This window comes from Acinetobacter bohemicus ANC 3994 (assembly GCF_000367925.1).
Lineage (GTDB): Bacteria > Pseudomonadota > Gammaproteobacteria > Pseudomonadales > Moraxellaceae > Acinetobacter > Acinetobacter bohemicus.
The window spans coordinates 544,705-565,677 of record NZ_KB849176.1; the positions used below are offsets into that span (position 1 = coordinate 544,705).

General features: G+C 38.2%; 21 protein-coding genes and 1 tRNA gene. 11 read left to right on the plus strand and 11 right to left on the minus strand.

The window, feature by feature from the left end:
• Positions 1-32: 32 nt before the first annotated feature.
• The 4 genes from F994_RS15315 to F994_RS15330 all read left to right on the plus strand — a co-directional run bounded on the left by F994_RS15315 (position 33) and on the right by F994_RS15330 (position 2,607).
• Entirely contained in the window at positions 33-563 is a 531-nt protein-coding gene (locus F994_RS15315; RefSeq protein ID WP_004651498.1) for a DUF3465 domain-containing protein, read from the plus strand.
• A 75-nt stretch (positions 564-638) separates the two neighbouring features.
• Positions 639-1,475 (plus strand): AraC family transcriptional regulator, encoded by an 837-nt coding sequence (locus F994_RS15320; protein WP_004651499.1) that lies wholly within the window; start codon positions 639-641, stop codon positions 1,473-1,475.
• 102 nt (positions 1,476-1,577) lie between these two features.
• Positions 1,578-2,288, plus strand: coding sequence for an AzlC family ABC transporter permease (locus F994_RS15325; protein ID WP_004651500.1), 711 nt, complete (start codon positions 1,578-1,580; stop codon positions 2,286-2,288).
• 1 nt (position 2,289) lies between these two features.
• Complete coding sequence (locus tag F994_RS15330) at positions 2,290-2,607, plus strand: AzlD domain-containing protein (protein ID WP_004651501.1); 318 nt, start codon at positions 2,290-2,292, stop codon at positions 2,605-2,607.
• Positions 2,608-2,760: 153 nt separating this feature from the next.
• Here the strand turns inward: F994_RS15330 and F994_RS15335 are convergent, their stop codons facing one another.
• The 8 genes from F994_RS15335 to F994_RS15370 form a co-directional block, all read right to left on the minus strand.
• A complete protein-coding gene (locus tag F994_RS15335) occupies positions 2,761-3,216 on the minus strand; it encodes an Mpo1 family 2-hydroxy fatty acid dioxygenase (protein ID WP_004651503.1) in 456 nt (151 codons plus the stop codon).
• A 155-nt stretch (positions 3,217-3,371) separates the two neighbouring features.
• Entirely contained in the window at positions 3,372-5,186 is a 1,815-nt protein-coding gene (locus F994_RS15340) for an amidohydrolase (RefSeq protein ID WP_004651504.1), read from the minus strand.
• Between the two features lie 136 nt (positions 5,187-5,322).
• Entirely contained in the window at positions 5,323-5,931 is a 609-nt protein-coding gene (locus F994_RS15345; RefSeq protein WP_004651505.1) for a septal ring lytic transglycosylase RlpA family protein, read from the minus strand.
• Positions 5,932-6,217: 286 nt separating this feature from the next.
• Complete coding sequence (mltB, locus tag F994_RS15350) at positions 6,218-7,219, minus strand: lytic murein transglycosylase B (protein WP_004651506.1); 1,002 nt, start codon at positions 7,217-7,219, stop codon at positions 6,218-6,220.
• A 509-nt stretch (positions 7,220-7,728) separates the two neighbouring features.
• Positions 7,729-8,379: a hypothetical protein gene (locus tag F994_RS15355; protein ID WP_004651507.1), complete on the minus strand. Its 651-nt coding sequence runs from the start codon at positions 8,377-8,379 to the stop codon at positions 7,729-7,731.
• A 26-nt stretch (positions 8,380-8,405) separates the two neighbouring features.
• Positions 8,406-9,221, minus strand: a complete 816-nt coding sequence (gene queF / locus F994_RS15360) for an NADPH-dependent 7-cyano-7-deazaguanine reductase QueF (protein ID WP_004651508.1) — start codon at positions 9,219-9,221, stop codon at positions 8,406-8,408.
• Positions 9,221-9,994: an ABC transporter permease gene (locus F994_RS15365; protein ID WP_004651510.1), complete on the minus strand. Its 774-nt coding sequence runs from the start codon at positions 9,992-9,994 to the stop codon at positions 9,221-9,223. The genes queF and F994_RS15365 overlap by 1 nt, the downstream gene beginning before the upstream one ends.
• Complete coding sequence (locus tag F994_RS15370) at positions 9,991-10,926, minus strand: ABC transporter ATP-binding protein (protein WP_004651511.1); 936 nt, start codon at positions 10,924-10,926, stop codon at positions 9,991-9,993. The genes F994_RS15365 and F994_RS15370 overlap by 4 nt, the downstream gene beginning before the upstream one ends.
• A 188-nt stretch (positions 10,927-11,114) precedes the next feature.
• Here F994_RS15370 and F994_RS15375 point away from each other — a divergent pair.
• Positions 11,115-11,190: transfer RNA gene (locus tag F994_RS15375), tRNA-Arg, on the plus strand.
• A 165-nt stretch (positions 11,191-11,355) separates the two neighbouring features.
• Positions 11,356-12,582 carry a tyrosine-type recombinase/integrase gene (locus tag F994_RS15380; protein WP_004651512.1) on the plus strand — a complete coding sequence of 409 codons (1,227 nt, stop codon included), beginning with the start codon at positions 11,356-11,358 and terminating at the stop codon, positions 12,580-12,582.
• A 196-nt stretch (positions 12,583-12,778) separates the two neighbouring features.
• On the opposite strand, the gene F994_RS15385 is transcribed toward F994_RS15380, so the two are convergent.
• Positions 12,779-14,131 carry a hypothetical protein gene (locus F994_RS15385; protein ID WP_004651513.1) on the minus strand — a complete coding sequence of 451 codons (1,353 nt, stop codon included), beginning with the start codon at positions 14,129-14,131 and terminating at the stop codon, positions 12,779-12,781.
• 93 nt (positions 14,132-14,224) lie between these two features.
• On the opposite strand from F994_RS15385, the gene F994_RS15390 reads away from it, so the two are divergent.
• The 3 genes from F994_RS15390 to F994_RS15400 all read left to right on the plus strand — a co-directional run bounded on the left by F994_RS15390 (position 14,225) and on the right by F994_RS15400 (position 16,919).
• The gene (locus F994_RS15390) at positions 14,225-14,419 is read left to right on the plus strand and encodes a helix-turn-helix transcriptional regulator (protein WP_004651514.1); all 195 of its coding nucleotides are present in this window, start codon (positions 14,225-14,227) and stop codon (positions 14,417-14,419) included.
• 231 nt (positions 14,420-14,650) lie between these two features.
• Positions 14,651-15,982 (plus strand): YagK/YfjJ domain-containing protein, encoded by a 1,332-nt coding sequence (locus tag F994_RS15395; RefSeq protein WP_004651515.1) that lies wholly within the window; start codon positions 14,651-14,653, stop codon positions 15,980-15,982.
• Position 15,983: 1 nt separating this feature from the next.
• The gene (locus F994_RS15400; RefSeq protein ID WP_004651516.1) at positions 15,984-16,919 is read left to right on the plus strand and encodes a hypothetical protein; all 936 of its coding nucleotides are present in this window, start codon (positions 15,984-15,986) and stop codon (positions 16,917-16,919) included.
• Positions 16,920-16,983: 64 nt separating this feature from the next.
• On the opposite strand, the gene F994_RS15405 is transcribed toward F994_RS15400, so the two are convergent.
• Together F994_RS15405 and F994_RS15410 are read right to left on the minus strand one after the other, a co-directional pair.
• Positions 16,984-17,505: a hypothetical protein gene (locus F994_RS15405; RefSeq protein ID WP_004651517.1), complete on the minus strand. Its 522-nt coding sequence runs from the start codon at positions 17,503-17,505 to the stop codon at positions 16,984-16,986.
• Between the two features lie 107 nt (positions 17,506-17,612).
• Positions 17,613-18,731: a hypothetical protein gene (locus F994_RS15410; RefSeq protein WP_004651519.1), complete on the minus strand. Its 1,119-nt coding sequence runs from the start codon at positions 18,729-18,731 to the stop codon at positions 17,613-17,615.
• Positions 18,732-19,529: 798 nt separating this feature from the next.
• On the opposite strand from F994_RS15410, the gene F994_RS15415 reads away from it, so the two are divergent.
• Entirely contained in the window at positions 19,530-19,847 is a 318-nt protein-coding gene (locus tag F994_RS15415) for a hypothetical protein (RefSeq protein WP_004651520.1), read from the plus strand.
• Positions 19,848-19,910: 63 nt separating this feature from the next.
• Complete coding sequence (locus F994_RS15420; protein ID WP_004651521.1) at positions 19,911-20,957, plus strand: DUF932 domain-containing protein; 1,047 nt, start codon at positions 19,911-19,913, stop codon at positions 20,955-20,957.
• The last annotated feature ends 16 nt before the right edge of the window (positions 20,958-20,973 follow it).

Below are 20,973 nucleotides of genomic sequence, written 5' to 3' on the forward strand. Positions count from 1 at the left end.
ATGCTTATAATAAAATTTTGAGGAATGATACGGTGACGAATAAAACCAATATGGGGATTGGTGCGGTTATTGTGATGTTAATCGCTGCATATTTTGGCCTCAATTTAAAACAGCAACAAACCTCTTCAGATTCATCTTTGGCGGATTCAAAGTCACATGCTGAAGTTTCAGTCGCATCTGGGCATCCGAAAACGCATGTAGATACGAAGCCTTCAAGTTTACAAACTCAAGATGATGAAAAAATACAGCAGGCATTTCAAGAACAAAAAAGCAATATTCAAGTTCAGTCGCGTGGCTTAATTCAAGCGATTTTACGTGATGATAATAACGGCTCTCGTCATCAAAAAATTATTCTTGAATTGAGCACTGGGCAAACGGTTTTGGTTGCCCATAATATTGATTTAGCACCGCGTATTGAGGATTTAAAACAAGGCGAAATAGTTGAATTTAATGGTGAATATGAATACAGCCCTCAAGGAGGAGTGATTCACTGGACCCATCATGATCCACAAAACAAGCATGTCCATGGATGGCTAAAATACCAAGGACAAATCTATCAATAATTTTAAAAAGCGCAATTTTGTTCTATAACAATGAATCTGGACTGATATGTTGAAATATCAATGAGTGAGTCTATTATGCATGAACAAAAGTCTGAATATGTTGACTATAAACATCTTCAAGAATTGGGTGGCTTAGAATTATTAACGGCTTCTTATCACCAAAAACAATTTTCTAAGCATGTGCATGAAGGTTATTGTATTGGTGTGATTGAAGAGGGTGCACAGGCTTTTTTCCGTACTGGAAAGCTTCATATTGCACCTAAAGGCGATATTATTTTAGTGAATGCAGATGAAATTCATACAGGCGCATCTGCGGTTGAGTCCGGATGGAGTTATCGGGCGATTTATCCCACGCCAGAAATGTTGAATGAGGTGAGTCGGGACTTTTTTAACGCTACAGGCGTTACCCCGTGGTTTCCTGATGCTGTGATACATGATGTCGGTTTGGCTCAGCAGTTGTCCTTTTTGTTTGATTTATTGGCTTGCAAAGATAATCTGTTATTTAAAGAAAGCATGTATATCTCAACGCTTGCATGCTTGATGTCAAGATATAGTAAAAGTCGTTTATCACCACAGAATTTACCGGAAACACAGAAAAAGATCCTTACGGTGAAAGAGCTGTTGGCAAGTTGTCCTGAAAAAGATCATTCACTGAGTGATTTGGCACAATTGGTTGATTTAAGTCCTTGGTATTTTTTACGGCAGTTTAAAAAATATACAGGATTGCCTCCGCATGCGTGGTTGGTTCAATATCGCTTACATAAGGCTCGGCAATTGTTAAAACAAGGTGAAAATATTGCGGTTACTGCGCAGTTATGTGGTTTTTCAGATCAAAGTCATTTCAATCGACATTTTAAAAAAGCAATCGGTGTAACGCCTTTACAATATATTTCTAGTTTTAAACCCGCTTAGTTTCGGTGTATTTGATCTTTGGTTTAAGCAATTTTGTTCAAGCATATAAAAATAAGAAGGCTTAAATTCGATCTTTATTTAGTGAATTGCTCGGATTGAACAATGTTGTGGATGGCTCAGAAAAAACAATTAGATGATGAAGAGAAGTCATTAAGTTTCAGTCAAGGTGTGATTGACATGATGCCTTTGTCTATTTCGGTTTTACCTTGGGGGATTTTAGCAGGCTCGGTGGCAATCCAAGCGGGTTTGTCCGTATCACAAGCCATTGCAATGTCTGCCATCGTTTTTGCTGGTGCAGCACAATTGGTTAGTTTGGGAATGGTGATGTCTGGTGCTTCGGCACTGACCATTTTTTTCACTATTTTTTTAATTACCAGTCAGCATTTTATTTATGCACTGACACTACGGCAAAATATTGCTCCTTTAGCACTCAAAGATCGGTTGTCATTGGGTTTTCTTTTAACAGACGAGTTGTTCGCTGTCGCTATTTCGAAGTTGGATCGAGATAAAAAATATTTACTCGGTGCTGGGCTGAGTTTTTATATCGCATGGGTATTGTTTAGTGTGTTGGGCATTTATTTGGCCAGTACCGTGCCCAATTTGTCTGATTTTCATTTGGATTTTTCAATTGTAGCGGTGTTTGTTGCCATTATTGTTCCTTTAATCAAAAATCAGGCCGCATTTGTCGGTGTGGTGGTGACTTTACTGGCCGCATTAGTCTTTAAATATTTTCATATTGATGCTGCAATTGTGTTGTCTGGTGTAATTGGCATGCTGACTTCGATGTGTCTTGAAGCGAAGGGTGGACAATAAAATGACTTGGACCTATATTTTTATTTTGGCAGCTATTGTTTTTTTTAATCGCTATCTTTTTCTAGAGCCTAGAGTTGATATTAAGTTTCCTCATTTTTTTGAAAAAATGTTGAAGTATTCGGCTCCATGTTTACTCACAGCAATTTGTGCTCCTATTATTTTTTATCAAGATGATACGTTTAGAGCATTTGCAAACAACCCTTATTTGTATGGTGCTATTTTTTGCGTGTTCATGATTTTATGGTTAAAAAAAACGTTACTCAGCATAATTTTAAGTTTGGTTTTCTTTTATATGCTTACGATGTTCATGCCCTTGTGACATTTTTCAGGCTGTTTAAATTCGTTTAAAAATATAATGGTATATTTTGTTGGTCTCATTTTTGCCTCATTCAATAGATAGCTTAATAGATTAAAAATAAACAATAGAATCCCTAAAAATAAGCCGCTTGATTGTTAGAATTCAACATGTGGCTTAAATGGCTGTTATTTGCGATTTTTGGCGCATTTTCCATTTGGGTATCAATTTACCTAGATAGGCATCCATGCACCATACTGGGCCAATGAGGAGGAATTGGAGGTCTTTAAAGAATGAAGGCTTTTTACCTTCGATTTTGTGGCCATAAAATTGACCAATCCAAGCTAAAACAAAAAGACCAATATAAAACCCAACGCCTACAGGTAGAGTGTAAATCAACCATGCCATGACGACTAAAAGTGCAGCCATCGCTACAGCAAGGACTAAATCAAGGCGAGCATAAAAGACGAAGCTAAGTAGCAGGAGTAGAGCAGTCAATAAGGCACTAAAATGAGCAAGTATGCCGATAATCGAAAAAAGGATTGTGGGTACACAAACCCAGTGAATTGCTTTATTGGTTTTATTTTGATGGCTTTCGCTATATTCATCAAACCATTGGTTCATTGTTTTCATTATCACTCCTGTGGGATGTTGATCCATGCGTTTATTTTTATATGCTTAAAATATAAACCAGTAGCAATTGTGGGTCAAAGTATCTAGCAGTCGGTTTGAGTCATTCAGTTTAAATTAGCTAAATGACTCACTAAAGAACTCGCGCGACCATAATTTTATGGTGATGTTTTGAGTTCTAGGTCTTTTAGGCTTGGGTTTTGATAAACCTGCTGACCTTCTTTGTAGGTGGCTAATATTTTTATATCTTTAATTTTGTTACTCGGGATGGTGAGTGGGTTGTCACTTAGAATGACAAAATCAGCCAATTTCCCTTTTGTTAGGGTTCCTTTGCTGTTTTCTTCAAAATATTGATAAGCAGCCCAGTCTGTAAGCGACTTTAATGCAATATAAGGGCTGACGCGTTGTTCAGCACCCAGTATTTTGCCACTGCGTGTGACGCGGTTTACCGTGGTGTCCAGAGTCATCATGCTACGAGGTGGAATAACAGGGGCATCATGGTGTTCGGTAAATAAAATACCTTTGCGTAAAGCCGAACCTGTTGGTGAAATACGATTTGCTCGTTCTACGCCCAATGTTTCTTCTCTGTGCCAGTCGCCCCAATAATAGGTATGCAATGAAAAGAAGGATGGAATGAGTGCGAGAGCTTTAGCTTTGTCTAACTGATCTTCACGCATCGTTTGTGCGTGGATAATGACATTGCGTCGGTCTAATTTTGGATAGTGCTTGGTTGCAGTATCAATATCATTTAAATATTGGTCAATTGCAGCATCACCATTGGCATGGGCCAGTATTTGCCATTTGTGTTCAAAGGCTAAATTAATGGCATCTTGTACTGTTTTGTTTTCAGGAAAGGCTGGGTAGCCTGAATAGCTTTTGGGTTTTCCTTCTGGTGGAATTAAATAGGGTTGAGTCAGCCAAGCCGTTTTGCCCTGAGGTGAACCATCCAAACTAATTTTAACACCACCTATGCGAAAATGATGATCATAGTTGTGACTCGTACCATGCTTAAGCATGTATGCTTTTTCATTAATGATGTCGGGATAAGACACCAGATCAATCGGTAATTTTCCTTGTTTGGCTAAATTTCGCCACAATTCACTTGTTCCAGCATCCGCACGACCTTCCTGAACGGTGGTATAGCCATTTTGAATATAAGTCTGAATAGCTGTGAGCGCCATTTTCTGCATCATATCGGGTGGGACATTTTTAAACGCCTGCATCATGGCACTAAAAACAACACTTTCTTCAAGCACACCATTTGGCTCCATGGAGTTGTTCATCCGACGAATCACGCCACCGGATGGATTGGGTGTTTTTGCATTGATGTTGAGTATTTCTAAAGCTTTATGATTGACCGATGCGAGATGTCCAGATTGATGCAGAATCAAGACTGGCTGATCTTTAGAAATTTGATCCAGTTCTGTTGCCGTTGGATGACGTTTTTCTTTTAATTGCGCATCGTCATAACCGTTGCCCATAATCCAGCCTGATGTGGCTTGAATAAATTCGGGGTTTTGCTGCTGCCAGCTTTTCATAGCAACAATGAGCGAGTTGATATCGGTCACTGTTCCATCTGGGGGAGGGTAAAGATTCGCAACCGTTTGTTGTAAGCCGACACTGTTGGCATGGCTATGTGCATCGATGATACCAGGGATGACTGTACGTTGTTCTAAATTGAGCTGCTGTGCTTGAGGAGCCATTTTGCGTGCTTGTTCAAGTTTTCCACTAAACTGAATATGACCGGCTTGAATCAGTAATGCTTCGACATAGGTGGGTTGCATTCCCTCCATGGTCAAAATGGGACCGCCATAAACCAAGAGTGTATTTGACGCTTTTTCTTGAACAGGCTGATGTTGTGCTGTAGGTAAATTTGCACATGCAACAAGCAATGTGACTGGTAGTGATGAAATGATGCATTTGGTTATCAAGTGATGTGTATGGCGCTTTTGGATTTTCAACAATGTGTTCATCCTCAACTCTTATCGTTATTTATATGCTGTATTTATTAAACACTAAGATGATGCTTAAAACAAAGTTTTTTCAGGCATTAAAAAAGCCACATCAAGTGGCTTTTTAAGTCAAACGTATTAGAAGTTTTGCATGTGCTTATGAACTCGGACCATCTACACGTTCAATATTCACTTTGGCTGTACCCGCGTTGGTAATACCCAATTGCTTAGCTGCGCCGTAAGACAAGTCTAGAACTCGGTTGCCATGGAATGGACCACGATCGTTTACTTTTACCACTACACTTTTACCATTGGTTTTATTCGTAACACGAATATAACAGTTCAATGGCAAGCTACGGTGAGCTGCAGTTAATCCATTCATATCGAATGTTTCACCACTTGCTGTTTTACGACCATGAAACTGGCGACCGTACCAAGATGCTGCACCAGTCTGACTGAATTTACGTACAGTATTGGATGCAACGGTATTTAACTTTTCAATCACTGAAGGCTCGTCTTCAGGGATTTCAATTTTTGCTGCAATCGTTTCACGACGGATTTTATCGCCAGAACGCTCAGTGATTGAAAGGCTATTTAAATTTGAAAAATGAGAGTTAAACTTTTGAGCATCTTTATTTAAGACACGCGTGGCTAAGCGAGTGTTGTCATTATCCGTACTGAATGATGACTGAACCATTTCTGCTTGAGACTGACTCAGGGCAAAAGTGGTGGTTAAAGCTAAAATATACTTAAGCGAAGACTGCATTATTAAACTCCTAAAGACCATGTGCTTAACTTCATCTAAACGATTGAAATATCGGCAATCAAGTCTGTTAATTCTCTTTTGCAACTACATTTGACGAGATGGATAATATTCATGCTAGGCTAAAGCTGTCTACTCTTTAATTGAAATAATTACAAAAAGGGTGAAAATATATCACTTTTTGGTTAAAAAATAATCAATATTGTAACATATTATTTAAAATGTGTGTTTTGTGCACTATTTTGTAAAATAAAATCTTGACTTTTGTTGTTTGTAGTAAAAGCTAGTCTCAACGACTAGCGATTTCAGTGCCTAATTGCCATACGGCAGTCGCATACATACGGCTCTTATTATAAGTCGTAATCACTTGGAAATTAGGGTAAGTAATATAGTAAATCGGTGCATAACTTTCTTGAAGTTGAATCACATTAACCAGATCTAAGTCATCTATTTTAACAATCGGATTAGTTGGCGTAATCCCTTGATTCTTTAAGGCTCCGTAGGGTGTTGGTTGTTCCAAATTTTTGGCAATAATGGATTCAGGATTGTTTCCTGTGTAGCGAGCTGAGAAACCGATGGGTTGATTGCGCTGCCATCCGTGTTGAGCTAAATAGTTTGCAATTGAACCGATGGCATCGACCGCAGAATTTCGAAGATCAATATGTCCATTTCCATCGTAGTCCACACCGAGTTTTGGAATGTTACTTGGCATAAATTGAGGGTAGCCAATCGCACCTGCGTAAGAACCCACCACTGAATGCGTTGGAACACCATCTTTGTATGTCCATGCAATGAGTGCGGCAAGTTCATCTTGGAAATATTGTGCACGTCGTTCGTAGCCAAAGCCTAGGGTTGCTAATGCATCACGAGTGACGAAATTGCCTTTATTGGCGCCAAAACCTGTTTCCACACCTAAAATGCCTAAAATAATCGATTGTGGGACACCAAACTGCTGTTCGGCACGGTTTAAGGTGTCGGCATATTGATTTTTAAAACGCACACCACGTTGAATGGTACTTTCAGCCATAAAATTGGTTTTATATTCGTACCATGGCTTACTTTCACCGGGACGATTCATAATATTAATAATATTGGGTAGGTTTTTTGAGCCATTCATGGCCCAGTCAATTTGTTCTGCACTTAAACCATAGGTTTGCATGGTTTTCTGTTTAAAACTGCTATAGCCGGGATGGTTGTAAAAATCATTGGCTTGGCAGAAGCTGGTGATGGAAAGCGCACCAACAAGTAAAGGAAGACGTTTCATTTTGTTATAAAAGTGGATATTTAACATATTGCTCAAAGTTCCAAAAATATCATTTGTGTGTATGGATAGACATCACAACGCTAAAAGCAGCTATTAAAGTAGTCATCAGTGCAGTACCGCTATAACTCAAACAAGGAAGCCGAATTGCTATATATAGCTAAGATACCACTGACCATGCCAGCGTTAACAAATACATATACAAAAAACGACAAACTTAGACTGCTTGCAAGTCAGCGACCATACTGCTGAAAACAATTCAGTCTAGTGAACATCGTTTTAAAAAGAATGACGAAATATAAAATAATCGGGATGAATAAAATGTAAAAGTTGCCATTTAAAGGGAAATATTATGCTGTTTACAGTATCGCCTTGGGTTTGGCTAAAAAATCTATATTGCGGGCTGGATGACATGACTTTTTTTGGGTGGATTAATGCAAAGGCGATGCTAACATAAACTTGTATTTAGATAATATATATCAATATTTTGCAATAAAAAAACCTAGCAAAAGCTAGGTTTTCGAGCATTTTAAAAAAGCTTAAACATGAAATAATGTGTCGTGATATTCAGCAAGTACCAATAGCTCATCTTTATTGAGATTTGGGATAATTTTATCCACGGCAATATGCACCGCTTTAATGACCGCAGTCGAACCAAAATCCGCAGCTTTACGTTTGATCAGGCCTAAATCGAGCGTCTTATTAAAGTCATTCATAAAATGATGGACTGTGGCATCTGCAAATTGTTTATAAAGTTCAGCTAACGCTGCTTTATTAACGTCATTTCCCGCTTTAATTTCAGCATAACTATTTTTGAGATTTGTCACCAAATTTGCATCTAAAGTTTCACCAACACGAAAGTTGCCTGCTGCATCTTTAAATAAACTTTTTTCAGAAAAATCAATGGATTGCTTAACAACATCATTTGAGGATTTACCCATGAGCTGTTTTAATAAAACAGCAACGGTCGATTTGATATAACCGGCAAGTTTCTCTGCTGTATCGCGTTTATCACTCGGTGGAAAACGACGAATCAGTTCAGTCAAAATACCATCAATGATTTCATCATTAATTAGCAATGCTGTTTTGTCACGTAAAGGGTAAAGCGGCTCGCTCGAATTTTTCTTTTCCTGACCTGTTTGAATGCTTGTTAATAATTCTGCAGAAGGAATAAAACCAAAAAATGGCATGTCAAAAAACCTCAATATTTTTCATTTTATTGTCGCGCCAAACGAATGGGGCGAGGCATCCATGTGAGATCCGATACACGACAAGGATTAATGTCTAATCCACCCCGACGCGTATAGGTTGCATAAACCATCAGTTTTTCTGGTGCAAAATTTTGCCAGATGTCGGCAAACATCTGTTCCACACATTGTTCATGGAAACCATTATGCTGACGGTAAGAAATAATATAAGCTAAAATACTGCGATAACAAGGTTTTTTACCCTGATATCGGATAAAAACGGTGCCCCAATCGGGTTGTCCTGTGACTGGACAGTTACTGCGTAGTAAATGTGAATATAGTTGAATATCGACAGTTTCAGTATTTTCTGTGTCTAACTTTAATAAAGTTGCATCTGGATGCGTTTCTAAGCGCTCAGGGCTTAAATCATCAATACAAATGCCCTCAGGTTTCGAAATATCTAAATCATCGGCTTGGAAGAGGCTAAGGGTGACTGGTGCACCTGCGGCTGCGGATAAATCTTTTTCTACCGTAGCAATAAAAGCGTCTTTTGATTCGAACGAGGTAAAGTTCATGCTATTAAAGTAGAGCTTTAAAGATTTTGATTCGATTAAATTCGGTGATGATGCGGGTAGAGCAAGACGACCAATAGCAACTTGTGGAATGCCTACTGCATTTAACCAAGATATTTCAAAAACATGCCACCAATCCTGACCTTGTTGAATGCCTTCAACATGAGCATAGTGTTCACGCGCTGGTGCACGTGCAATAGGAAACAGAATATCGGGTTGATATTCTGTTGGATAGTTGGTGTCTTTACCTAATAAAGAGAGTTCTACAGTCATTATTCACGCATTCCTGAACCACGAGAAAGTAAATAGTAAGCTATGCCGTAAAGCGCAACGCAGCATAAGGTAATGATGCTTAATGAAACGGAAACATTGACATCACTATGACCTAAAATGCCGAAACGGAAGGCATTGACCATATATACGATCGGGTTAATTAAAGAGAGATTTTGCCAAAAAGGGCTTAAAGCACTAATCGCATAGAATACCCCACCTAAATACGTCAGTGGTGTAAGTACAAATGTTGGAATAATTGAAATATCATCAAACGACTTGGCGTAAACCGCATTAATAAGTCCCCCAAGTGAAAACAGGAGGGATGTAATTAATACTGTATATATAGTCACAAACCAATTGGTGATATATAAGTCAGTAAAGAACATACTCATGCTGGTGACAATAATGCCGACCAAAACACCACGGCACACACCACCAATCACGTAGCCCCAAAGAATCATATGTAATGGGACTGGACTCATGATGAGTTCTTCAATGCTTTTTTGAAATTTAGCACTAAAGAAACTCGAAGAGACATTGGCATAACTATTGGTAATGACCGCCATCATGATTAAGCCGGGCACAATAAACTGCATATAACTAAAGCCGCCCATTTCACCAATACGTGAACCGACCAAATTACCAAAAATCACGAAGTATAGACTCATGGTGATGGCAGGTGGTAAGAGCGTTTGTGGCCAAATACGCATAAAACGACGTACTTCTTTATGCACAAGGGTATAGAGCGCAACACTGAGTTGATTCAAGTTCATTGCGCATCTCCTTCAAGATTTTTTTCCACCATTTTCACAAACAGTTCTTCTAGGCGATTTGATTTATTACGCATACTCGCCACTTGAATGCCTTGTGCTTGTAAAAGTTGAAACAGTTCGTTTAGGGTATGTGCTTTGTCCATTGTCACTTCTAAGGTTGTGGGATCAATTAAATTGAAACGCACACCAATAATGTCGATGTGAATAGGCTGAATCGGTTCGAGCAAATCGAAAATAAAGGATTCTTCACTGAGCTGATTTAAGAAAGACTTCATGGTGGTATCTTCTTTAATCACACCGCGGTCAATAATGGCAATGCGGCGACAGAGCATTTCAGCTTCTTCTAAATAATGCGTGGTCAAAATAATAGAAGTGCCTTGTTCATTCATTTCAGTGAGGAAATCCCACATTGAACGACGCAATTCAATATCTACGCCGGCAGTGGGTTCATCTAAAATGAGCAGTTTAGGCTGATGCATCATGGCACGAGCAATCATTAAGCGACGTTTCATACCGCCAGATAGCATACGCGCTTGAATAGCGCGTTTGTCCCAGAGACCGAGTTTTTCTAAATATTGTTCAGCACGTTGTTCGGCAATTTTTTTGGGAATGCCGTAATAACCTGCTTGAGTGACTAAAATATCAAAGGTTTTTTCAAATTGACCAAAATTAAATTCTTGCGGCACAACCCCTAAGCATTGTTTTGCTTCTGAAGGATGGGTGTCTAGATTGTGCCCAAAAATTTCAACAGTACCAGATGTTTTTTTTGTGAGTGAGCTAATGATGCTGATGGTGGTTGATTTACCTGCGCCATTGGGTCCAAGGAGGGCATAAAACTCACCTTCAGGCACGCTTAAGTTAATCCCTTTTAGCGCTTGAAAACCATTTCGATAAGTTTTAGATACGTCTCGCAAGGTCAATGCATCAGTCATGAAATTCTCACATGGTGAATAGTATGAGTATTGTGAGTGATCTTGGGTAATAAACCAAGTGAATAAGGCGGAATTCTGTGTTGCAATTATGGAACATTGTTTAAAGTATGAGCACAAAAAATGATGACTTATAGATAGTTGCTTTACCTTACGGTTTTTTTTGTTATGATGTGCGCATTCCGAAAGAAGCGCTCATAGCTCAACTGGATAGAGTACAGGTCTCCGAAGCCTGTGGCGTGGGTTCGAGTCCCGCTGAGCGCACCAAATTCCTGTTTTATCCCATCCTAAGATGTTCTGTAGATATTGAAAATAAAGGGTTTTAAGCTTATTCTTGTTTCATGGTGTCCCGTGACTTCCACAACTTACCGCAACTAATAACGGTAAGAGTTGCGGTAAGTTTGAATTTAACTTCTTTAGTTACCGTGAAACATGGCAAAACTCGTTATAAGTCTGACAGACAAACAGCTTAAAGCTGCGATTACTAATCACAGAAAAGAAGAAAATAAAGCATTGGTTAAGCTTGCCGATGGTAATGGACTTTTTTTTATTATTGATAAAAATGCATATATTTATTGGCGTTTTGACTATACAAGGCCAATAAGTAAAAAGCGTAACAGCATTTCGTTTGGAACATATCCAGAGGTGTCTTTAGCGGAAGCACGTGAAAAAAGAGCTGAATATAGAAAATTAATTGCTCAAGAAATCGACCCGGCTATTGAAAAGCAGAAAATTGAGGAAAAAGCTCAATTTGCTTTAAATAATACATTTAAGGCTGTAGCTGAAGAATATCGCAAAACAGAAGAGCTTGAACCCAGCACGCAACGACGTAATGAATTTGTTTGGACTAAATTATATATGGCGATAGGTAATTATCCTATCTCAGATATTACTGCTGCACAGATTTTAGATGCTTGTCGATTATACGAAAAACAAGGCAAAACAGATTCAGCTAAACGGATGCGAAGTAAGGCTTCGCAAGTTTATCGCTATGCGATTGCATTGGGATTGTGTCAATTTAATGTAGCTGATCAGATCAGTGGAATTTTAAAAACAGGAAAGGTACAACATAGATCAGCTATTACTGATACTGAAATGTTGGGCCAATTGTTGAAAAATATAGACCAAAACTTTGGGCGTGGTGAAATTGTAGTTGATTATGCTGTTAAAATTTTACCGCATGTTTTTGTTCGCCCAGGCGAGTTGCGTGCTGCAAAATGGGCTGATATTGATTTTGAAAATAGATTGTGGAAATACACACCACCCAAAACAAAAAATCAAACAGCACTAGAGCACATCGTTCCTTTGTCGGATCAAGTATTTTCATTTTTTAAAGATCTGTATGTAATTACAGGACAAACTGAATATTGCTTTACTTCGATGCGTAATTCGCAAATTGTCATTAGTGACTCAACAATTAATAAGCGCCTTAAGCAATATGGGTTTGAAAATGGTGAAACGACAGGCCATGGTTTTCGAGCTACTGCACGGACGTTACTTGATGAAGTTTTAAAATTTCCAATTGAGCGTATAGAGCAGCAGCTGGCACATCAAGTCCGAGATATGCATGGGCGAGCGTATAACCGTACTCGATATCTTGATGAGCGCAAGGTGATGATGCAAGCTTGGTCGGATTATCTAGACTCACTGAAGGTATAAATATTCTGCGAATATTTAGCTTTTATAGAATTAGATTTCTATCTACTTTTAGTATTGATTCTTAGCTTTGCTCACAATAATTGGTAGCCTGTAAAAAAATAAAGCTGTCCATATTCTTTAGAGGTCAGCAGTTCATTTTAAGTCATAACTTTGTTGCTTTGGTGCATCACCACGGAGCGTTAAGATATCTGCCGCCTTAGGTAATTAAGAATCTAGCTATACCACTATGTAGTTTTTTTCGGTAATTTTTTACACCTGTAGTAATATTGTCTTTCGACATTTCTATGCTGTTAATTTCAAATTTATTTAATTTATAAGAGATAGCATTCACATGTTTTGCTTTGAGTGGAAGTGTTTGAGCAGCTAAGTCCGAATTAGAATTAATCAGGCTACATAGATAACGCATGAATTGATTACCGTCTATGGGTTTTACTAATTCATCATATTTTTTTTGGTAATGTGCTTTTAATTGCTTAAGTAGCATCAGTTTTTCTGACGGCCGATTAGTATCAAGAATGATTGCATCAGCCTTTAATTTCTCAGTTAGTCTAAATTGTTCAAGTTCGACTGTATGATGTGTTCTATTAAAGTCATGATAAAGCAGTGCGACCATTTCTCCACGTACTTCTTTATAAGTTACCGTATTGGTGTCTGATTTTTTTTTAGTATTTTTATTTAGGATTGGTTCAACTGCCCATAATAGATCGATAATAGATTGAGCTTGCTGGGTTGATTTTGCGATATCAGAATCTGTTTTTGCAGTACTAATGTCGAAGGAACTTTTATGAACATAAAATTCGACTAAAAATGATGATAAGGTTTGAGCTAAAGTTGTCGTATCTTCAATCAACGGTACATTTAAGCCTAAAAAATTGTATTCAGCTGGATCCGCACTAATATTTACTTCTGTGAAAGCTTGATTGAAATCTGTGAATAGAAAAGCAGGATATCGAGTATAAGACTGCATATAATTCAAGTAAGCATATCGTATTTCTGGGTTGCTTGGACTGGAGGAGGCATATGCTTCTAATATTAAATAATCGGTATAAAGTTGTTCTAGATCAATTTCAGTGGTGATAGCTGCGATACTAAACTTAGAAAATACTTGAAAAACATCACATTCGTATTGTTGGAATGTTTGATCATAGTGTTTTAAAAACTCAACATACTTTTCTGTAACCTGAGTGTATATGTGGTGTATTGAGCTTATGTTAATTCCATAGTTGGCAAAGATGTGGTCAAACATAAATTGCTGTGTGATTTTCATCTTTCCACATTGGCATGCATCGAGCAACCTTTCTAGAAAAGATTCTGTTTTTAAAAATAATGATACTTCCTGTTCAGCATGTTCAACCTTCCAATACTTAATTAATTGGATTTTTACAAAACTTCCAATTTCTGCTTTAAATCTTAAAAGCTCAGAAAATAGTATGGGATATGTGTTCTCAAATTCTCTTTTTTTATTAAGCGTTTGTAATATGCGTTTATAAAAAATCAAAGTAGTTTTGAATGGTAGAAAATCTGTAGGTGAGGGTGCTTTAGAACTCATTGTGCGAATTTTGTATTGCTGTCTTTTCGGATCAGGTTAACTGAAACTGCGTTTGTTTCCAATACAGATTATTGGATCTAGACAGGTGAAAATATGAATACGCAAATTATCAAACTACCTCAGTTGACTGTACTAACTCAGCTGAGCCGATCAACTATTTACGAGAAAATTAACCCAAAATCGAAACGCTACGATGAGTCGTTCCCGCGACCTATAAAGCTAAGTTTGTCCGCTATAGGCTGGTTTGAGCAGGACATCGTTGATTGGCTAAATTCGAAAAAAAGTTGATGCCATCAGCGCGATAACTTAACACACCCCAAACGAACCCATACCTCGATTGCACCGTAAACCCTGAGTTTCAATACGATGGATTTATGGTGTGGTCTGCATTCGGCTATTTGTGGAACTTATATGATTAATATATTACCTATTAACTATAAGTAATTAAATTATATAAATATTTAATAAATTTAATATCCATAAGCTTGAATGTAATGAATTACTGATGAGTCTATTATCATGAACCACATACCCTATGTTATGAACAATAATCAGAAACCAGTTTTATCCAATGAATACTTAACACATGTACCAGAACCATTTCTGAAAAAGCAAACAGAAATAAATGAAACTGATCCATCAGATCAGTCAGTTCAAATGACAGTCACAGCAGAAGAACAATTTCTATTACTCAATTCTATGTATGACGGATGCTTAAATGCAGCAGATGATCAGCATACAGGTTCATTGGTGCTAGATTATTTAACGGAATATAATGAAGAATTTGATCACTATGTTATTCGGTCTAACCCTGAAGCTGAGAAAATATTTGTTCGGATAGAATTGGTTAATAGAATAATTGAAAAACAACATGTACAGGCTTATCAGGAGTTACATGCAAATAATCCTCTTAAGAAGCCCTATAATAAGTCCGGAATGGTTGATAAGCAGTTAATACATTTACTTAAAAAAGTGATTGAACAAGGTTGTAAGCCATTAGAAAAATATGATTGTGAACATAGTAAAATAGTTGTACAGGCTTTTAATGAACTTTTAAACCAATTTGACCGTAGAGACTTACATTCATTTTTTAATATTCCAAATGAGCCTTTTGCGGTGAACAGTCCAGCTGGAGCTAAGGTATTTATCAGCTTTACTCAGCTAATGAATCAATTTGTTGAACGTATATATCAGCTTACTCAAGAGCAAGAATTTAAGTACCAGCAAAAGAAGCGAATGGACCGCTCGCGATATCAGCAGAAAGTTGCAACAGAATGTGTTGATGCAATACTGGCTAAACATTCCAGAATCGTTGTTGTACGTATTGATTTTCGTTATGGTAAAACACAAGATCCAAGCCTTAGCCAAGTTAAAGAAGATTTAATAACATGCCTTCGGTATATAAAGCGTACTAAGAGTTTGCATGTATTAGGGTATACGTGGAAACTGGAATTTGCTGAGCATACAGGCTATCACTACCACTGCTTTTTCTATTTGGATGGTCGTGAGCATTCACAGGATATTAAGTTAGCACAGCAAATCGGTGAGATTTGGAAAAAAGTGGTTGGTAGTGAAGGTGCTTACCATAATTGCAATCTTGATGCACATAATGGCAAATATCTAGAGATTGGTATTGGCACAGTACAGCGTAATGATTTAGATAAATATCGCATTTTGATTGAAGTTATCCGATATATCACGAAACGAGATCAGTTTATTGTACATAAACGGATTCTAGAGGATGAGCAAAAAGAGCGAGAGCTAACTGATAAAAAGGCTTATTTTGTCCGTGTATTTGGTACGAGTTTTAAAATAAAACCTACCGTAAATACTAAGCAGAAGGGTGCATAAAATGACACATTATGCTGCAATTCCTCAAACCCAAGCTTTACAACAGACACAATTTTTTCCGTTTACGTTGGATACTCAAGCACATTATTTTTTAAGTCAAAGTGTAAGAAATGCCAGTCGAATTGAAAATGGAAAGCTTTTGGTACGGGACAAACGTGCACCGAAATGTCTGGATCAAGACTATCGAGCATTCTTGAATTTTCTATCGTGGTTGAATCATTACCGTGTAGCACTACATGGATTTCAACTGAATCCGTATTGGAATGCCATGCTGGATTCAGCAGGTTTTTCTCATTACGGTAATTTGAGCTATAGTCTGGCGAATGCTGAAAATATTCATGAAAAGTTTAAATTTAAGTTTGTAAAAAGACGAATTGCGCTGGAAAATTCTACATTTATAGCGCCTATTACAGAGCAAATAAAAATACAAAAGGCAGTATTTAAACGCTGTGTGGATAAGCATAAGCAATTGAATTGCTTGTTCTTGGAATTACCGTGTATTTTTATCAATCCATTGCAATTCCATGATGAAGTTAAATTACCGAAGATTACTCGTGATTGGCTGAAGCGTTTGCATAAGTCCGATGAGTTAACTAGCAAGTTGTATGATGTGCAATGGCGTATTGTAAAGTCATTAAATGGTATTTACGTGATCCATGCAATGATTTATGTCATTGGTGATGAAGCACAATATTCAGATTTTATTTTACAAGAATGGAAAGGAACGTGCTTAGCAGAGGGGTATGAGCTTATGCAAGGGTCGCCATATCAAGTTTTGGAAAAATATTGTTATTTCGCGGACAGTGATACGCGTAGCTTTTGGCGTTTACAGATTGAGCTTTGCAATGAACCATTCAAAATTTATCGATATGCAAGTGAACATATTTCATATTTGTGGCAAACCTACACAGGTAATATACCTGTTAAGGGGAAGTAGTTGATGCATAAGGCGTTCAATATAGAACGCCTTTTTTTATACTTGTATGGATTCCTGTCATTAATTAAAAATTATAGGTATAGGTCAAACCACTGTTGGTGGTGAGGGTCACCTCACGCACATTTTCAGCAGCACAACCCAGATAGACCTGAGCCACTGAGCCATAGCGCATATTTTGATAATCATAAAAACCTTTGGTTCTACAATTACCGCGATTGATTGATACGTTGGTCAGGGTGGTTGGATCATCATTTAGTGACATGATATTGAGTTTATCTACATAGCCTGTCCCGGAATATTGCGAATGATCACGATGGACACGCACTTCAAACTGTTCTTGGATCGGTTGTTCCTGTGACAGTTCGGTCATTTGCTCAGCATCAGCGCCATTTTCTAAAAATGATTTATCAACGACAAAATCATCTTCGGATTGATTGGTCGTCTCAGACTGATCAGAAGTACTATGCTCAGCAGCGCTTGTTTGCGTTTGGGTATCTTTAGGCTCTGGCGCATCATTGCCTGAATTACAGGCTGTTAAAGTCAGCAACAGCACACTAGATAAAAAAATAGATGGAATAAAATTCATTATAAATACCTGTTCTTAATCGAATATGGTGATCTACAGGGGGAAGCCCATTTTTGTATGTTTAATAGTTTCTTAAGATCAATTTTTGATCTTGATAAGTTTGAGAATCACTCACCGATCTTTTTAAACACATTCTCGATCGGCGTGTAGTTATCCAAAGTAAAATCAAAGTTAATTGGCTTTTTTAATGGAATATCAAATTTCTTTAATCGAGCATTTTCGATACCGTTGAAATGCTTTCGTTGAAAAGACATCGTACTCGGTTCAAGTATTGCGATAGATTCATTTGCTGAACCAGTTTGAGTGGTGCTGGCTTGATAAATGACTAAGCTATCCAACGCCAATTTATTCTGATTAAAGTTAAAAATGTAACCGACATACTTTTGTCCACTAGCCGTAATAATCTTTTGTGCTAGCTCTGGCGTGGATGGGGCTGTGAAATTCACGATCAGATCAGATGCGAAATTCATATTTTCAAAATGCAATTGTTTCGAATCAGCATCATAGTAAACAAAATTATCAATCGTGCCACTTGGTCGATCATTGGGTGTATAGCTGCTCGACATGAACAGACTCTGTCCAGAAATGGCATTTAAACTGATTTCTAAAAGTTTCAAATCATAATTCAGATTGGCATTTTTAATATCTAGCTCATTTTGAAGTGCTTGAATACGTTGTTGATATTGTTCTGTACTTTCAAATTGATCTTTTTGCGGTGGAATGACTTGCATCGTCGATCTTATATAATTGATGGCTGTGTCATGTGCTGCACGTAAGGAATAATCGTCACCTAAAGCAAAGCTGAATGCAGGAAATTGTTGACCTGTATGCCCGATCACCAGAATTTGATCGTTATTTAAAGCCAGAGTATTTCTTAAGTCGTTCAGAACCGTTTGGAAATTCACGCAATTTGCACAATAGTCTGCTGCATCCGAATTTTCAGCAAACATCTGCAATCCAGATATGGTTTGATACGGCGGATAAAAAGAAAAATACCCCTCATCTTTTATTAATTCCTGAAAGCTTTCTCCTGTTTTTGTCAGCGGAGTGGTGATTTTATTTCGAGCGATCAGTAAAGGAGAGGCAACCACCTGTGCAGGGGTATCCTCATTCAATGACATTTTTTCAATACTTTGATTAACTTCTTCGTTCTTTGCATCGTTTTGTGGTTTTGAACAGCCGACTAAAGCTAGGCTGGTCAGCAGTGCAATTGCAACGTATTTCATTCCATTATTTCCCCATCAAATATTTTTAAAGTTTTAAAAATTAAATATGAAATTGACTGTAATTTCAAATACATGTTGATTGGCTGTCACAGGTTCTAGGTATGCTATTACGGAATACAAGAATGACAACTCAAATCAGCTGTGCAATGAATTTATGATTTTTTATCCAGCACAAAACACCACTGACCAAAATGAATTCAGCAGTTAATTGGGGCCTTGAATCAATCAGAACACAACAAAAGCGTGTGATAAATGAATCGGAATGAAATGCCTGAGAGGCGGAGAAAGTTTAGGAGAATAAAGCACAGTAAATTGTATCATAGTTGACTATTCCTTTTGTGATCAGAAGTAGTCTTACCAAATTACTGTCAAATAATGGTGGCAAGACTAGAAGGGTTGACAGACTGATACAAAAGGAAATCAGCGCACGCAAGCGTGCCCCTCCTAGCCTCACCATAAAGGCGTGACTTAAGAGAACGCACAAAAACCTATATCGCGTTTGTTGTGCGCCTTTTGTAAACGGTCTGTCAAAACCGACTGGCAATGTAGGCCAGCCCTTGCATCATAATCGCTGATAAAAATCAGGTCAATTAATCCCTGTATCAAGACATTAAAATTGATCTAAAAAAGCATCGATTGAAATCACATTCTAAAAAAATACAGATACATATCATCTGAATGAGAAGCATACGGTTCCTTGAAAACAGCCCTATGCAATAACCCGATTCACGTTTTGCCTGCTTTCCCCCAAAGCAGGCTTTTTTTATTTCACTCATTTTTATTACAGGAATTATTCAGATGAGTTTGCCATGTCCTTATTGTCAGTCCCGAGACACGGTACTGCTGGAATCTCCACAACATTTAGTCATCAACAGCAATTTACCTTCAGCGCAAAACAATGTGATGTCACCGCTGGCACTGGCGACCTTGGGCATCAGTGTTTCTAAAAGTTTAAATATCCCCCCGATTGCAGGCGCCTTAGTGGGTGTATTGATTGGAGGTATTTGGATGCTGATGACCGAGGATGAAGTTCAAAAAAGCTCTCATCCTGTTTATACCCGACATTATTACTGCAATGACTGTGACCGCGATTTTAGTCCGAGCCTGCGTAACTAATTTTTAAATGAATTTATCCAATTACCTTTTACAGCAATTTAACTTTTTATAGGAATTAAAATCATGGCACATCAACTTGAACAAATGGCCTATGTCGGAGAGACCCCTTGGCATGGTTTAGGCAACCAACTGACCCAAAATCAACCGATCGAAGTCTGGGCACAGCAGGCAGGCATGGACTGGCAGATTGAATCTTCAGATGTCAGCTATATGGCTAAAAATGATCGTGGACAAAGCATCATCATGCCTTATGAAGAACAACGGGTTTTATATCGCTCTGATACCCATGCACCATTGTCTGTGGTCAGTCAGCGTTATCAGGAAGTCCAACCTAAAGAGATTCTATATTTCTACAAAGACCTGACCGAACAATCAGGCTTTGAACTGGAAACAGCAGGCGTACTCAAAGGCGGGAAAAAGTTCTGGGCATTGGCAAGAACAGGACAAACAACATCACTCAAGGGTAAAGATGTTAGTAATGGCTACATCCTCTTAGCCACAGCCTGTGATGGGACCCTTGCAACCACAGCACAATTCACTTCAATCCGTGTGGTGTGTAACAACACACTGGCGATTGCCTTAAAAGGACAAAACTCAAGCGCAGGAGTGGTTAAAGTCCCGCACAGTACTAAGTTCGATGCCCAGAAGATCAAACAGCAATTGGGGATTTCAGTCCGTGCATGGGATGAACACATGTATGAAATGAAACAACTCAGTCAGCGTAAAGTCACACAAACTGAAGCGGCAGCGTATTTTGATGCGGTGTTTAATAATACCAGTCTCAATCCAATCGAGCAGGATGAAGGTATTATTCAGTTCTACCGCAATGTAGCTACACAAGCCAACTCAGCCACTAAAGCTGACAACAAGACTGAACCGAATGGACGAGCCATGTCAAAAGTCATGACCATGTTTAACGGACAGGGGCGTGGAGCGGAGCTCAGTTCAGCCAAAGATACGGCTTATGGCTTGCTTTGCAGTATCACAGAATTTGCAGATCACGAGCGTCGTGCCATGAGTCAGGATCACCGTCTCGATTCTGCATGGTTTGGTGCTGGAGCAGGGCTTAAGCAACGTGGACTGGAACAAGCTTTACGCATGTTGGCTTAGTTTCAAACAATCTATT

Excerpts from the sequence above, each read along its gene's own strand:
- F994_RS15370 (WP_004651511.1), bottom strand. The coding sequence starts at position 10,926 with ATGACTGATGCATTGACCTTGCGAGACGTATCTAAAACTTATCGAAAT.
- F994_RS15325 (WP_004651500.1), top strand. The coding sequence starts at position 1,578 with ATGTTGTGGATGGCTCAGAAAAAACAATTAGATGATGAAGAGAAGTCA.
- mltB (WP_004651506.1), bottom strand. The coding sequence starts at position 7,219 with ATGTTAAATATCCACTTTTATAACAAAATGAAACGTCTTCCTTTACTT.
- F994_RS15380 (WP_004651512.1), top strand. The coding sequence starts at position 11,356 with ATGGCAAAACTCGTTATAAGTCTGACAGACAAACAGCTTAAAGCTGCG.
- F994_RS15335 (WP_004651503.1), bottom strand. The coding sequence starts at position 3,216 with ATGAAAACAATGAACCAATGGTTTGATGAATATAGCGAAAGCCATCAA.
- F994_RS15415 (WP_004651520.1), top strand. The coding sequence starts at position 19,530 with ATGAGTTTGCCATGTCCTTATTGTCAGTCCCGAGACACGGTACTGCTG.
- F994_RS15410 (WP_004651519.1), bottom strand. The coding sequence starts at position 18,731 with ATGAAATACGTTGCAATTGCACTGCTGACCAGCCTAGCTTTAGTCGGC.
- F994_RS15345 (WP_004651505.1), bottom strand. The coding sequence starts at position 5,931 with ATGCAGTCTTCGCTTAAGTATATTTTAGCTTTAACCACCACTTTTGCC.
- F994_RS15405 (WP_004651517.1), bottom strand. The coding sequence starts at position 17,505 with ATGAATTTTATTCCATCTATTTTTTTATCTAGTGTGCTGTTGCTGACT.
- F994_RS15320 (WP_004651499.1), top strand. The coding sequence starts at position 639 with ATGCATGAACAAAAGTCTGAATATGTTGACTATAAACATCTTCAAGAA.
- F994_RS15340 (WP_004651504.1), bottom strand. The coding sequence starts at position 5,186 with ATGAACACATTGTTGAAAATCCAAAAGCGCCATACACATCACTTGATA.
- F994_RS15390 (WP_004651514.1), top strand. The coding sequence starts at position 14,225 with ATGAATACGCAAATTATCAAACTACCTCAGTTGACTGTACTAACTCAG.
- F994_RS15395 (WP_004651515.1), top strand. The coding sequence starts at position 14,651 with ATGAACCACATACCCTATGTTATGAACAATAATCAGAAACCAGTTTTA.
- F994_RS15385 (WP_004651513.1), bottom strand. The coding sequence starts at position 14,131 with ATGAGTTCTAAAGCACCCTCACCTACAGATTTTCTACCATTCAAAACT.
- F994_RS15420 (WP_004651521.1), top strand. The coding sequence starts at position 19,911 with ATGGCACATCAACTTGAACAAATGGCCTATGTCGGAGAGACCCCTTGG.
- F994_RS15355 (WP_004651507.1), bottom strand. The coding sequence starts at position 8,379 with ATGCCATTTTTTGGTTTTATTCCTTCTGCAGAATTATTAACAAGCATT.
- F994_RS15400 (WP_004651516.1), top strand. The coding sequence starts at position 15,984 with ATGACACATTATGCTGCAATTCCTCAAACCCAAGCTTTACAACAGACA.
- queF (WP_004651508.1), bottom strand. The coding sequence starts at position 9,221 with ATGACTGTAGAACTCTCTTTATTAGGTAAAGACACCAACTATCCAACA.
- F994_RS15330 (WP_004651501.1), top strand. The coding sequence starts at position 2,290 with ATGACTTGGACCTATATTTTTATTTTGGCAGCTATTGTTTTTTTTAAT.
- F994_RS15365 (WP_004651510.1), bottom strand. The coding sequence starts at position 9,994 with ATGAACTTGAATCAACTCAGTGTTGCGCTCTATACCCTTGTGCATAAA.